At 37.0% G+C, this 14,598-nt stretch carries 15 protein-coding genes; 13 read left to right on the forward strand and 2 right to left on the reverse strand.

From position 1 onward, the window contains the following. Window positions 1–236 precede the first annotated feature (236 nt). From qoxA to arsC, 13 genes are all read left to right on the forward strand, one after another. Window positions 237–1,349, forward strand: coding sequence for a cytochrome aa3 quinol oxidase subunit II (gene qoxA / locus KRR19_RS01100; RefSeq protein ID WP_002480489.1), 1,113 nt, complete (start codon window positions 237–239; stop codon window positions 1,347–1,349). After that, on the forward strand, window positions 1,349–3,331 hold the full coding sequence (gene qoxB, locus KRR19_RS01105) for a cytochrome aa3 quinol oxidase subunit I (protein WP_002480488.1): 1,983 nt from the start codon (window positions 1,349–1,351) through the stop codon (window positions 3,329–3,331). Before qoxA ends, qoxB begins: the two co-directional genes overlap by 1 nt. Then, complete coding sequence (gene qoxC / locus KRR19_RS01110) at window positions 3,324–3,926, forward strand: cytochrome aa3 quinol oxidase subunit III (protein WP_002480487.1); 603 nt, start codon at window positions 3,324–3,326, stop codon at window positions 3,924–3,926. Before qoxB ends, qoxC begins: the two co-directional genes overlap by 8 nt. Continuing rightward, window positions 3,923–4,213 carry a cytochrome aa3 quinol oxidase subunit IV gene (gene qoxD / locus KRR19_RS01115; RefSeq protein ID WP_002480486.1) on the forward strand — a complete coding sequence of 97 codons (291 nt, stop codon included), beginning with the start codon at window positions 3,923–3,925 and terminating at the stop codon, window positions 4,211–4,213. Before qoxC ends, qoxD begins: the two co-directional genes overlap by 4 nt. Window positions 4,214–4,357: 144 nt before the next feature. Then, window positions 4,358–5,266, forward strand: coding sequence for a ribonucleoside hydrolase RihC (gene rihC, locus KRR19_RS01120; protein WP_105978317.1), 909 nt, complete (start codon window positions 4,358–4,360; stop codon window positions 5,264–5,266). An 81-nt stretch (window positions 5,267–5,347) separates the two neighbouring features. After that, on the forward strand, window positions 5,348–6,097 hold the full coding sequence (locus tag KRR19_RS01125; RefSeq protein ID WP_002480483.1) for a DeoR/GlpR family DNA-binding transcription regulator: 750 nt from the start codon (window positions 5,348–5,350) through the stop codon (window positions 6,095–6,097). A 204-nt stretch (window positions 6,098–6,301) separates the two neighbouring features. Then, window positions 6,302–6,733: an RpiB/LacA/LacB family sugar-phosphate isomerase gene (locus tag KRR19_RS01130; RefSeq protein ID WP_002480482.1), complete on the forward strand. Its 432-nt coding sequence runs from the start codon at window positions 6,302–6,304 to the stop codon at window positions 6,731–6,733. A gap of 17 nt (window positions 6,734–6,750) precedes the next feature. Continuing rightward, window positions 6,751–7,266: a galactose-6-phosphate isomerase subunit LacB gene (gene lacB / locus KRR19_RS01135; protein WP_002480481.1), complete on the forward strand. Its 516-nt coding sequence runs from the start codon at window positions 6,751–6,753 to the stop codon at window positions 7,264–7,266. After that, window positions 7,266–8,213: a 1-phosphofructokinase family hexose kinase gene (locus KRR19_RS01140; protein ID WP_002480480.1), complete on the forward strand. Its 948-nt coding sequence runs from the start codon at window positions 7,266–7,268 to the stop codon at window positions 8,211–8,213. The genes lacB and KRR19_RS01140 overlap by 1 nt, the downstream gene beginning before the upstream one ends. Then, on the forward strand, window positions 8,210–9,145 hold the full coding sequence (lacD, locus tag KRR19_RS01145; protein ID WP_156666478.1) for a tagatose-bisphosphate aldolase: 936 nt from the start codon (window positions 8,210–8,212) through the stop codon (window positions 9,143–9,145). Before KRR19_RS01140 ends, lacD begins: the two co-directional genes overlap by 4 nt. Window positions 9,146–9,256: 111 nt before the next feature. After that, entirely contained in the window at window positions 9,257–9,577 is a 321-nt protein-coding gene (locus KRR19_RS01150; RefSeq protein WP_002480478.1) for an ArsR/SmtB family transcription factor, read from the forward strand. Beyond that, entirely contained in the window at window positions 9,574–10,863 is a 1,290-nt protein-coding gene (gene arsB / locus KRR19_RS01155; RefSeq protein ID WP_156666480.1) for an arsenite efflux transporter membrane subunit ArsB, read from the forward strand. Before KRR19_RS01150 ends, arsB begins: the two co-directional genes overlap by 4 nt. 15 nt (window positions 10,864–10,878) lie before the next feature. Beyond that, window positions 10,879–11,280, forward strand: a complete 402-nt coding sequence (gene arsC, locus KRR19_RS01160) for an arsenate reductase (thioredoxin) (RefSeq protein WP_156666481.1) — start codon at window positions 10,879–10,881, stop codon at window positions 11,278–11,280. A 76-nt stretch (window positions 11,281–11,356) separates the two neighbouring features. Here arsC and lacG read toward each other — a convergent pair whose 3' ends face one another. Both lacG and KRR19_RS01170 read right to left on the reverse strand, forming a co-directional pair. Beyond that, the gene (gene lacG, locus KRR19_RS01165) at window positions 11,357–12,763 is read right to left on the reverse strand and encodes a 6-phospho-beta-galactosidase (RefSeq protein WP_002480475.1); all 1,407 of its coding nucleotides are present in this window, start codon (window positions 12,761–12,763) and stop codon (window positions 11,357–11,359) included. Between the two features lie 150 nt (window positions 12,764–12,913). Next, window positions 12,914–14,593: a PTS lactose transporter subunit IIBC gene (locus tag KRR19_RS01170; protein ID WP_002480474.1), complete on the reverse strand. Its 1,680-nt coding sequence runs from the start codon at window positions 14,591–14,593 to the stop codon at window positions 12,914–12,916. Between the last annotated feature and the right edge of the window lie 5 nt (window positions 14,594–14,598).

Genomic DNA, 14,598 nt, shown 5'->3' on the forward strand with positions numbered 1-14,598 from the left:
TAATTGATAAGCATTCTCAACTACAGCGCCCTTTTTTGTGCTTTCTGTCATTTTTGTCAGTATTCACAAAATGGACACATAAATTTAACAAATCTGTGAAAGCCCGTCAGGCCTAGTGTCTGTAAGGCTTTCTTTATTTTTATGTAAAAAAGTTGCGGATACCCACTTGTAAATATTGCATAATAAACTAAAATTATTGTTAAGCCCTACAATTGTAGTATTAGGAGGTCAATAAAGTGTCAAAAATTAAGTCTTTGCTTCTATTGTTCGGCTCACTAATTTTACTCAGTGGTTGTGAACATATGGAAGTACTTAACCCAAAAGGGCCAATGGCAAGCAGTTTAAAATGGCTGATCATTTATTCAATCATCTTTATGCTTGTTATTGTTGCGGTTGTATTTATTCTATTCGCTGTATTTGCTTACAAATACCGATACACAAATACAACACAATCAGGTAAAGTACATCACAGTGCTTTATTAGAAACTATTTGGTTCACCGTACCATTTATCATCTTACTTGCTTTGGCTATTCCAACAGTCAAAACACTTTATGAGTACGATGCACCGCCTGCAAAAGACAAAGACCCTGTCGTCGTTTATGCAACAAGCGCAGGTTTCAAATGGTTCTTTGCTTATCCAGAGCAAAAAATTGAAACAGTGAATCACATTACGATTCCAAAAGATCGTCCGATTGTATTCAAGTTGCAATCTATGGATACAATGACAAGTTTCTGGATTCCACAACTTGGCGGTCAAAAATATGCAATGACTGCAATGACAATGGAATGGACATTAGAAGCTGACCAAGAAGGTACGTTCCGTGGACGTAACTCAAACTTCAATGGTGAAGGTTTCGCTCGTCAAACATTCCCAGTACATGCAGTAAGCAACTCAGAATTCAACAAATGGGTAGAAAAAGCTAAGAAAGAACCTAAACTTTCTCAAGATACTTTCGATAAACAATTACTACCTACAACTAAGAATGAAGAGTTGACATTCAGTGGTACTCACATGGACTTCGTAGATCCAGCTGCTGACCCTGAATACATCTTCTACGCTTATAAACGTTTCCATTACACTCCAAAAGATCCAAACTTCTATGATGTAACTGAAGGCGTATTAAGCAAACCAGATTCAAAATATCCTGCTCGTAAATCTCAAATTACAAACGCTATGTATAAGAGACACGGTATGGATGCTATGATCTTACCTAACGACAAACCATATAATAATGAATTCAAGAAAGAAGAATCTCATAATATGGACGAAATGGAAAAAGCTCAAAAAGGCGCTAAAGATGAAAAAGCTGAAGAGCTTAACAAGAAAAATCATGGAGGTGAACATTAATGAATTTCCCATGGCATGAATTACTCGTTCAAGGTAACTGGATGATCACAATGGCACAAATTGGTGCGCCATTCCTAGTTATCGGGGTAATCGCAGTAATCACGTACTTTAAGTTATGGAAATATCTTTACAGAGAGTGGTTTACAACAATTGACCACAAGAAAATCGGATTAATGTATCTGATTTGTGCTGTATTAATGTTCGTCCGTGGTGGTATTGATGCAATTTTAATTCGTACGCAATTAACAATTCCGAACAACCCGTTCTTGGAATCAAACCACTATAACGAAATCTTTACAACACACGGTGTTATCATGATCATCTTCATGGCAATGCCATTCATTTTCGGTTTATGGAACGTAGTTGTACCTTTACAAATTGGTGCACGCGACGTTGCATTCCCTGTAATGAACAACATTAGCTTCTGGTTATTCTTCGGAGCAATGTTACTATTCAACATGTCATTCATCATTGGTGGTTCACCTGCTGCAGGTTGGACAAACTATGCACCACTTGCTGGTGAGTTCAGTCCAGGTCCTGGTGTTAACTACTACCTATTAGCTATTCAGCTTTCAGGTATCGGTACATTAATGACAGGTATTAACTTCTTCGTAACAATTTTACGAATGAAAACACCAACTATGAAATTTATGGAAATGCCAATGTTCACAGTAACAACTTTCGTTACAGCATTGATCATTATCCTAGTATTCCCTGTATTCACAGTTACATTAGCATTGATGACAATTGACCGTATCTTCGGTACTCAATTCTTCACAGTTGCTAATGGTGGTATGCCAATGCTTTGGGCTAACTTCTTCTGGGTTTGGGGGCACCCTGAGGTTTACATCGTTGTCCTTCCAGCATTCGGTATTTTCTCAGACGTTATTTCAACGTTCGCACGTAAACACTTATTCGGTCATAAGAGTATGATCTGGGCAACATCAGCAATCGCATTCTTGAGTTTCTTAGTATGGGTTCACCATTTCTTCACTATGGGTAATGGTCCTTTAATCAACTCATTCTTCTCAATCTCAACAATGTTAATCGCTGTGCCTACCGGTGTTAAAATATTCAACTGGTTAGCTACGCTATACCAAGGTCGAATTTCTTTCGAATCGCCAATGCTATTCTCATTAGCGTTCATCCCAACGTTCACAATCGGTGGGGTAACAGGGGTAATGTTAGCAATGGCTTCAACAGACTATCAGTACCATAATACGTACTTCTTAGTAGCCCACTTCCACTACACATTAGTTTGTGGTGTTGTGTTCGCTTGTTTAGCAGCACTTATCTTCTGGTATCCTAAGATGATGGGTTACAAATTGAATGAACGCTTGAACATTCCGTTCTTCTGGTTATTCGTAATCGGATTCAACGTATGTTTCATGCCACAATTCATTCTTGGTTTAGACGGTATGCCACGTCGTTTATACACTTACATGCCATCAGATGGTTGGTTCATGTTAAACGTAATTTCTACAATCGGTGCACTATTAATGTCAATCGGCTTCTTATTCTTAGTAGCTAACATTGTTTACAGTCACCTTAAATCACCACGTATCGCTTCAGGCGACTCATGGGGTATCGGACGTTCACTTGAGTGGAGTACAGCTTCATCAATTCCACCAGTGTACAACTTCGCAATCACTCCAGACTGGGATGATTTAGACACATTTGTAGATATGAAAAAACAAGGTCGTCATTACTTAGACAACCATAATTATAAAGATATCCACATGCCGAACAACACACCAGTTGGTTTCTTCATGGCTATCTTCTTAACTGTTGGTTGCTTCTTCTTAACATTCGAAACTATCGTACCAGCGATTATCTGCTTAATCGGTACATTAGGTACAATGATTTACAGAAGTTTCCAAGTCGACCATGGTTACTATATCCCAGCTTCTGAAGTAGCTGCTACTGAAGCAAAACTTCGTGAAGCTCGTGAAAAAGAACGGGAGGCTGAAAGTCATGCATGATACAAAAACAATTGATGCGCAATCGCATGAAGGTAATTTGAACAAGTTTGGCTTCTGGATCTTCCTAACAGCTGAATTCTCTTTATTCGGTACACTATTTGCGACGTTGCTTATCATGCAACACGGCGGTGATTACGCTGGTAAGTTAACAACTGATTTATTCGAAATGCCTTTAGTATTATTAATGACATTTGCGTTATTAATCAGTTCATATACATGTGGTATTTCAATTTATTACATGAGAAAAGAAAAGCAAAAACTAATGATGATCTGGATGATTATCACATTATTGCTTGGTATCTTATTCGTAGGTTTAGAAATTTACGAGTTCGCACACTATGCACACCAAGGTGTAACACCACAAATCGGTTCTTACTGGTCAAGTTTCTTCATCTTGTTAGGAACACACGGTGTCCACGTTTCGTTGGGTATCGGTTGGGTGATTTGTCTATTAATCCAAGTAGCAATGCGTGGACTTAATAAAGACAATGCGCCAAAATTATTTATCGTAAGTTTATACTGGCACTTCTTAGATGTTGTTTGGGTCTTCATCTTTACTGCAGTATACTTGATAGGGATGGTGTATAGCGGATGAATACAATAGCAAAACATACAGTTGGCTTTATTGCCTCAATTGTCTTGACACTATTAGCAGTATACGTGACGATTTACACATCTTTAGCACTTAACGCTAAGATTACAATTATCTTTGGATTTGCTTTCATCCAAGCTGCCCTTCAATTATTAATGTTCATGCATTTAACTGAAGGTAAAGATGGACGCACACAATTATTCAAAGTTATCTTCGCCATTATCATTACCCTAATTACTATTATCGGTTCTTATTGGGTTATGGTCGGCGGACACAGTGCTCATATGTAATATCAGTATTTATATGATGCACAAAAAACTGGCTGGGGTTTCTCCCCTGCCAGTTTTTTTATACATAATTTTAGACTATTTTGCAGAAGGATTATAAAATATATAAGTAGCTTATTTTATTTTTAAAAGGAGGAAGAAAGAGATATGACAACCCCTATTATCATAGATACTGATCCAGGTATTGATGACGCAGCAGCTATTAGTATTGCGCTGAATCATCCTGAGATTGATGTGAAGATGATTACTACCGTACATGGTAATGTCAATATAGATAAAACTACACGAAACGCCCTACAACTCAAAGCATTCTTTGAAAGCGATGTTCCAGTACATCGTGGTGCAGCTGCACCTTTAATCAATGCACCGATTGATGCTTCTCACGTACATGGTGAAACAGGTATGGGTGGTTATGAACTTCCAGAACCCTCACCAGAATTACTTGCCTCTAATCGAGCTATAGAAGCTATGCGAGAAACTATTCTAGAATCTGATGAGCCCATTACACTTGTGCCAATTGGTCCTCTAACAAATATCGCTTTGCTTTTTAAAACGTATCCAGAAGTTAAATCTAATATCAAAGCGATTGTTTTAATGGGTGGCAGTGCTGGACGCGGCAATGTTACACCTGCTGCTGAATTTAATATCTACTGTGATCCTGAAGCTGCAGATATTGTCTTTAAAGCAGGTCTCCCTATCACAATGGTTGGACTTGATGTAGCAAGAGGTGCTAGTTTATCAAGTACTGCAATCAACGAGTTGAAATCTATTAATCAAACTACCCATATGTTGTATCATATGTTTAATCATTACCACGGCGATGAATTCGATACAGGCATTGCTGTATATGATGCTTATACCATGCTTTACCTATTGCATCCAGAACACTTTAAAACTGCAGATGCAGCAGTTGCGATTGAATTAAACGGCACTTACACACGCGGTGCTACTGTTGTGAATTACAATGCTCAAGAAAAGTCAGTAAACGTTGTTTTAGCAGTAGACAAAACTCGCTTTAAACAGCTGTTCTTTGAGGCACTCTCATATGCAAAATAAAACCAAATATGGTACATTCCCAATAAATTATTATGCTATAATAATGACGAAATCGAAAAAATATACAGGTTGTGAAATATAATGAATTTAAAAGAAGCGCGACATCAAAAAATACTATCCATCTTAAAAGAAAACGGAAGCGTCAGCGTCAGTTATTTATCTAATGATATGGACGTGGCTGCAATGACTATCCGACGTGATTTAAAAGAGCTTGAACATAAAGCCTTGCTTGTACGTGTTCACGGCGGAGCTGTCTTACCTCATACCTTTTATAACGAGCTTGCAAATGAAGAAAAACAACAGCTGAATAGTGATAAAAAACGTATGATTGCTGAAAAAGCCAGCCGACTGATTCAAAATGAAGATACGGTATTTATTGGCTCAGGTACAACAAATGAAGCCATCTTCCCTTTCATAAAAGATATGCGTTTACATATCATTACCAATTCACTGTATATTTTTGAACAATATGAAGGCTTAGAACATATGGATATTGTTTTAATCGGTGGTCGTTATCGAAAGAAAACAGGTTCATTTATCGGACGTCTCGCAAATACAATGCTGGAGTCATTACATATTGATAAAGCATTTATTGGCGTCAATGGTATCAGCGATAATGATGCGACAACTGCGAATGAAGAAGAAGGAAAAGCCAATGAAATTATTTTGAACCAATCTTCGAAGAAATATCTTGTTTCGGACAGTTCAAAATTCAATACACGTGCTTTTTCAGTTTTCTATCAAATCGATCATTTAGATGCGATTATTACTGATAACGATATTTCGCAAACAATCAGAGAGAATTATCAAAACTATACTGATATCTTATAATTTAATACGAACATTAACGCACACGAAACGTGTGCGTTTTCTTTTTGTCTAATTATTGAAATATCCCCTCTTATCTTCTTATAAATTCCCTTTTATCAATAGATTTACTTATTTTTTACAATCTATCAAATTGACAAATTACCCCTTGAAGTGTATATTCTAGATAAGAACAAAATCAAACATTTTCGAACAGGAGGATTTATTATGTCTATTGTTATTCATAGTGATTCACAGTCAAAAGAATTAAAAGATTTCATTTTAGAATCTTTAGCAGATGCTGAGTACGAAATCGAGGACTTATCAGTAAACAGTAAAGCAACTAACATTGCTGAAATTACACTTGAGGTTACTAAATATGTCCAAGAACACGAAGGTACTAAAGCCATTGTCATCGACAAATACGGTATTGCACCTTTCAACTTTGCGAACAAACAAAAAAATATTATTGCAGCAACGGTTTCAGATGAGCAATCAGCAAAAATGACTCATAGACACAATAATACAAACGTTATCGTATTAGGTAGCGAAGTTGTAGGTAAATTAAACGCATTAAACTGCGTAAAAGCATTCTTAAAAGCAGGCTACGACGCTGGACGACACCAAATCAGAGTAGATATGTTGAATTCTTTATGTTAATAGGAGGATATTAAATTATGAAAATTGCTATTGGTTGTGACCATATTGTTACAAATATTAAAGCAGAAGTTGCTACTTATTTAAAAAATAACGGACATGAAGTTATTGATGTCGGTACTTATGACTATGTACGTACACACTACCCTATCTACGGTACACGTATCGGTCATTTAGTTGCTACAGGTGAAGTAGACTTTGGTGTTGCATTATGTGGTACTGGTGTAGGTATCAGTGCAAGTGCAACTAAAGTACCTGGAACTCGTGTTGCATTAGTTCGTGATGCAACAAGTGCACGTTTAGCAAGAAGCGAATACAACTGTAATGTCATCGCAGCTGGCGGTATGGTTACAGGTGTTGACTTAATCAAAAACATCGTTGATACATTTGCAGAAACAGAATATGAACCAACTCCAGAAAAAGAAGCGATCATCAAAGCAATGGATGAAACTTTAAAACCTGAAGATGTTCATTACACTCCAGATATGTTCGATGATTTCTTAACTAAATGGAATAACGGAGAATATCACGACTAATGACATTCAAACTATTAACCGTTACATTAAATCCTGCAATTGATATCAATTACCCATTAGAACACTTCGAAATCAATTCAGTTCAACGTGCAACCGAAGATTACAAATCAGCTGGCGGTAAAGGCATCAACGTAGCACGTGTTGCGAGTGAACTAGGAATTGATGTTACATGTACAGGAATTATCGGCGGTAAATTCGGCGAGTGGTTAACAAACAACTTAGATGAAACAAAAATCCAACATGATTTCACTGTTTCTCCAGCTTCAACTCGTTTATGTATCGCCGTTACAAGCGAAAATAGTCAAACTGAAATTCTAGAAAGCGGTGCATTGCAACCAGAAGAAATTCAAATCCGCTTCTTAGAACACTTCAATTCGATTATCTCTAACTTTGACTTAATTACGATTTCAGGCAGCTTACCTAAAGGCTTCCCTGAAGACTATTACGTCAAATTGTTAGAAGTCGCAAATGAACAGAATGTACCAGTTTGTTTAGATACTTCAGGACAAGTATTAAACTATACTGTTAATCATTCAAAACATTGCCCTCCTCTCTTAATCAAACCAAATGATGAAGAGATCAAAGCAATTACTAATTCAGACAACATCGACTTAGCCAATCAATTATTAGACGAAAGCTTAGCGCATATTCCATATATCTTATTATCTTTAGGTAAAAATGGTGCATTACTACGTCATGAAGCACAAGTCTATAACGTTGATATTCCTAAAGTCGTTGCGATTAACCCAGTAGGTTCTGGAGATAGCAGTTTAGCTGGTTTCAGCTATGGCATCTCTAAAGACGCTTCTATCCAAGAATCAGCAACATACGCTATGGCTGCTGGTATTTCCAATGCATTAGAAGCACGAACTGGCCACATTGACTTAAATAACTTTGAGAAATTCAGTAATCAAATAACTATTGAAAAGGTGGAGCATTCATCATGACAAAATCAATTAAACCTTTATTAAACGACAAAAACTACATCGCTGCATTAGCAATCGACCAACGTGGCGCTTTAAAACGCTTATTAGGTGAAGATGCTAAAACAGAAGATTTAGAACAATTCAAAGTACATGTATCTGAAGAGTTAACACCATACGCTTCAAGTATCTTATTAGACCCTGAATATGGTCTTCCAGCAACTAAAGTTCGTGCTAAAAATACTGGTTTATTATTAGCTTATGAAAAAACTGGTTACGATGCTTCAGAACCAGGACGTTTACCTGACTTATTAAATGTATGGTCTGTTAAACGTTTAAAAGAAGCTGGCGCAGATGCTGTTAAATTATTAGTTTATGTTGACATCGACGAAGACAAAGCAATCAACGATCAAAAAGAAGCTTTCGTTGAACGTGTTGGTGCTGAATGTGTAGCTGAAGGTTTACCATTATTCTTAGAAATCGTTTCTTATGACGCTAACAACGCAGACAGCGGTTCTGAAGAATATGCGAAAGTAAAAGCACACAAAGTAAACGAAGCAATGAAAAAATACTCTGAACCTCGTTTTAACGTAGACGTATTAAAAGTAGAAGTTCCAGTAAACATGAACTATGTTGAAGGTTTCGGTGAAAAAGCATTATTCACTAAAGAAGAAGCTGCTCAAGCATTCAAAGAACAAGCTGCTTCAACTAACTTACCTTACATCTACTTAAGCGCAGGTGTATCTGCAGACTTATTCCAAAAAACTTTATACTTCGCTAAAGAATCTGGTTCTACATTCAATGGTGTGTTATGTGGCCGTGCTACTTGGAGAGGTGCTACTGACCACTTCTCAGAAGGCGAAGACGCTGTTGTAGAATGGTTCCGTACTGAAGGTAAAGCTAACATCGAAAGCTTAAACAAAGTATTAGATGAAACTGCTAACCCAGTTAAATAATAAATCGAATCACTATCTTGCCTAGCAACCAAAAGTTGCTAGGTTTTTTTATGTTTTCTATATAGATAGTTATCTATATAGTTGGTACTCTATTAAAGAAAGGATGATTTAATGGACTATCAAACATTATCTACATACTTAAAAGCGATATCGAGCCCTATTCGCTTAGAAATACTCAATTTACTGTCTTGTGGTGAATTATGTGCTAATGATTTATTGACCTACTTTCAAGTAACACAACCTACCCTAAGTCATCATATGAAAGCTTTAATGGACAATCATTTAGTTAATAAACGCCAAGATGGTAATAAACATTACTATCATTTGAATACAGAAACCTATACTTCTCTCTTAGATCAACTCCATGATATAGGTACATCTCAACCTAGTTGTGCATGTCACAACATTCATAAAGGAGTAGAACGACTTTGACTTTTCTAGCCATTACGATTTTTATACTTACCTTAATTTTTGTGATATGGCAGCCTAAAGGGCTGGATATTGGCATTACAGCGCTTGTAGGTGCTGTGCTTGCCTTGATCACTGGTGTTGTCACATTAAGCGATGTCGGTATAGTGACACAGATTGTATGGAATGCGACACTCACATTCATCGCATTAATCATTATTTCTTTAATCTTAGATGAGATTGGTTTCTTTGAATGGGCAGCTTTACACATGGTAAAAGCATCACAAGGTAACGGGATTAAGATGTTTGTTTATATCATGTTATTAGGTGCTGTGGTTGCGGCACTTTTTGCCAATGATGGTGCAGCATTAATATTAACGCCTATCGTTCTTGCGATGGTGCGACATTTGAACTTTAATCAACGTGTAATTTTTCCATTCATTATCGCAAGTGGTTTTATTGCGGATGCGACTTCCCTACCCTTGGTCGTTAGCAACCTAGTCAATATTGTCTCTGCTGACTACTTTAATATTGGTTTTGTTGAGTATATGAAACATATGATGCTCCCTAACCTTTTTGCGCTTGTAGCCAGTATTATCGTGCTTTATCTATATTTTAAGAAAGCAATCCCAACACATTTCGATGATACAACATTCAAGTCACCCCGTAGTGCGATTAAAGATGATAAGTTATTTAAAATAGCTTGGATTGTGCTTTCAGTATTACTCATAGGTTATGTCATCAGCGAGTCATTAAATATTCCTGTATCATTCATCGCAGGCGTAGTTGCGTTAGCTTTCTTAGTACTCGCAAAAGGCTCTAAAGCTGTACACACAAAACAAGTTATTAAAGGCGCACCTTGGAACATTGTCTTATTTTCACTTGGTATGTATTTAGTTGTCTTCGGACTTAAAAATGTAGGCATTACTGCGTTGTTAGGAAACATCATAGACAACTTCTCACAACATGGTTTATTGAGCGGTATTATGGGCATGGGCTTCTTATCAGCTGTCTTATCCGCAATTATGAACAATATGCCAACTGTCATGATTGATGCGATTGCGATTAATCAAGCACATGCCTCAGGTATCATCAAAGAAGGTTTAATTTATGCGAATGTGATCGGTTCTGATTTAGGGCCGAAAATGACCCCTATCGGTTCGCTCGCAACATTACTTTGGTTACATGTTCTAGCCCAAAAAGGCGTCAAAATCTCATGGGGTGTTTACTTTAAAACAGGTGTGATTGTGACATTACCTGTCCTATTCATCACACTTATCGGTCTATATCTCTCACTACTACTTAATTAGAAAAGAGGAACACATATGGATAAACCTATTATTTACTTTATTTGTACAGGCAATGCATGTCGCAGCCAAATGGCAGAAGGTTTCGGAAAAGTGATACTTGGAGACAACTGGACTGTTATGTCTGGAGGGATTGAAGCACATGGTGTGAACCCTCATGCGGTTAAAGCGATGCAAGAAGTTAACATTGATATCAGCGATCAAACCTCTGATAAAATCGATATTGATTTATTAAACAAAGCCAAACTCGTTGTGACGTTATGCGATCATGCGGAGGCACATTGCCCTGTCGTCCCTAATCATGTTAAAAAAGTACATTGGGGCTTTGAAGATCCTGCCGGCAAAGATTGGTCTGTTTTCCAAAAGGTCAGAGACCAAATTGGTCAACGTATTCTGCAGTTTAAAGATACGAAGCAATAACTTTCAAACATATATTCTATACCAACTTATATAACAAAACCCCTCAGAAAATTCTGAGGGGTTTTGCCTTACTTATTTACTTTCCATAAATGTCGTCTGATAATTGTTTATACCATTTCGCACTGTCTTTAACATAACGTTTTTGAGTTTCGAAATCGATATAGAATAAACCATAACGTTTATTGTAGCCGTTTGACCAGCTGAACATATCTTGTAGTGACCAGATGAAGTAACCTTTAACGTTGATACCGTCTGCGTATGCACGTTCGATTGCTTCAATATGTTGTCTTACATAGTCAATACGTTCGTCATCATGTACTTCACCGTTATCTTCAAGTACATCTTTGTAGCCTAGGCCGTTTTCAGTAACATAGATTTTTTTGTAGTTAGGATAGTCGTTTTTAATACGTTCCATCATGTCATATAGACCTTCTGGATAAATGTACCAATCCCAGTCATTTGTAGGGATTGCTTCATTTTTAACAACTTCTCCGATACCTTTAACACGGAAGACAGAAGTTCCTTTATCGCCTGTACCATTATGGTGAATATAGCTTTCTTCATTATGGTATTTGATCCAGTTACTTTGGTAATAGTTAATACCTAAGAAGTCAAGTTGTGGTGCAGCTTTACGTATTTCTTCTAGTTCTTCTTCGCGAATATCTAATTGTTCGAATTCTTCACCTAAGATTTCTCTTACTACAGTTAATTTAGCTGGAGTATAGTAACCTAGGAATGTTCCGTCTAACATGAAACCATTCATAAAGATATCATGTTTGTAAGCAGCGATTTGGTTTAATGGTTGATCATCGATGCTGTAGAATTGTGTTAATGCGTGAACTAAACCAATTTCACCTTCATAACCTTTTGATTTAAATAAGTTTACAATGCGGCTATGTGCAGCGATTTGGTTATGTTGTGCTTGTAAACATTTTAAAGTGTTGTACTGTTCACCAGGAGGGAAAGCACCTGTAATATATTGTCCTTGAACATACGCGATTGGTTCGTTGATTGTGATCCAGTATTTAACAACATCATGATATTCGTCAAATACAAGTTCAGCATAACGTTCGAATGCATCGATTTGATCTTTGTTTAACCAGTCACCTTTTTCAAATAAAGTTTCTGGAGTATCAAAGTGGTGAAGTGTAACAAAAGGTTCGATTCCATATTTATGGCAAGTTTCGAATACTTTGCGATAATATGTCAAACCTTTTTCGTTTACTTCACCTGTACCATCAGGAATAATACGTGACCAAGCAATTGAAATACGGATTGCTTTGATACCATATTCTGAAGCTAATTTGATATCTTCTTCATAACGATTGTAAAAGTCACTTGCTGGGTCTGGAGAAAAACGTCCTTGTTTTTCTAAGAAACCATCCCATAATACACGACCTTTACCATCTACAGTACTTGAACCTTCAACTTGATATGCAGCAGTTGCAGCACCTAATACAAAGTCTTTAGGTAATTTACTCATTAAATTGTCTCCTTTTTAGTTAATTAATATCTTCAATATTACTAGTTACATCACACACAAATGGAGCCCCTTGCCGCTTGTGTAGATACTTAAGATGTCGTGTGTAAATGCGACAAGGGGCTAAGTGTGTGTCTTACATTAAATTATTGCTTATTTTTCGTTGATTTTTTCGAAAATCAATTTCATTGCGCCTTCTCCATCACGAGTTAAGCCAATGTATTGTTTACCAGTTGTTGGTACTAATACAGCACCATATTGATCAGTATATTTTCTCATTTCATCTTTCATCGCATCCATTTGTGGTGCTAAGATTACGATGTCCATATCTTTGATTAAGTCCATATCTTGACCGTAAGCACGCGCTGTTGCTTCTAACGGAATGTCATTTTCTTTCGCATATTTGTTTAAGCTGTTTGCTAAGATACCGCTTGTACCACCGCCGGCACATACAACTAATACGTTTGTATGTTCACGAGAATTGAAGTCTGGAGTGTTTTCTTCAACTTCAATTGGTGCAGCAGTTCCGCCGCCAGCTGTAGCAGCTGCAGCTTTTTGTAATTCAATTTCATGTTCTTCATCAAGTTTTAATTTGTCATAAGCTTTGATGAACGGGAACCAAATTGTAAAGTCTAATACTAAGATAATGGCGATTAATAATAATGATAATACTGAGAAGTTAGACGCCATATAGATACCGATTGGACCTGGTGTTGGCCATGGTAAGAAGTGCATAAATCCGTTCATTCCAAGATTATCTACGAAGAATTTTAAAATCCAAGAGTTTAAAATTGGTGTGATAATGAATGGAACCATGAACACTGGGTTCAAGATGATCGGTGCACCAAATAATAATGGTTCGTTAACGGCGAATGTAGTCGGGATAACCGAAGCTTTACCCACCGCTTTTAATTCAGGGGACTTACATAGGAAAATGAAGATATAAGGTACTAATAAAGTTGCACCTGTACCACCAATTAATGCTACGAAGTCTTGTGTTGATTGAGTTAATGCGTAATGCGCATGTTCACCCGCTCTGAATAAACGTAAGTTTTCTACTTGGTTGTTGTACATAATCGCGATTACTGCCGGACCAACTACTGAAGGACCGTGAACCCCGATAAACCAGAAGAATGCCATGAAACCAAAGATAATCGCGAATCCTAAGTAACCGTTTGCTGCTCTGAATAATGGAGATAACAATGTAGTTACCAATTCTGCTGTGTTACCGTGTGATAATGCACGAACGACAATATCAACGATCCAGAAGAATGTTACTGAAAGTGCGAATGGGATCATGTCTTTAAATGCTTGCGCGATGTTACCTGGAACTTGCGGAGGCATTTTGATTGTGATGTTTCTACCAATACAGAATTTATAGATGTTCGGCACGATGAATGCGACTAAGAATGCTGCGATTAATCCTTTAGTACCTAATAATTCAATGCTGATACCATCTTTGATTGGTTTAACTGCTAAGATTAATAACGAAGCTTCAGCAGCTACGAAAGTTGAAATTACGTTGATTTGGTTCGTTTTAGGTAATTTCAAGTTTCTGTTGTCGGTAAGTGATTTAGTTACAGTACCTGCCATGAAGACGGCTAACATACCCATCGTGAAGTTATAAACTTTCATGATGATGTCTTCAATATTTTTAGGCCAGTGGAATCCCCATACGTTTGGTACATAAGCTACCAAGATAAATAAAGATGAGAATAAAACGACTGGCATTAAAGCTACGAAACCATCACGGATTGCAGTTAAATACGGGTTAGATGCAATCTTTTCAAAGAAAGGTTTCATTTTTTCAATCATTTTAATAATTTTATTCATGCTGT

Origin of the sequence: Staphylococcus sp. CWZ226, from assembly GCF_018986355.1 — a bacterium.
Lineage (GTDB): Bacteria > Bacillota > Bacilli > Staphylococcales > Staphylococcaceae > Staphylococcus > Staphylococcus simulans.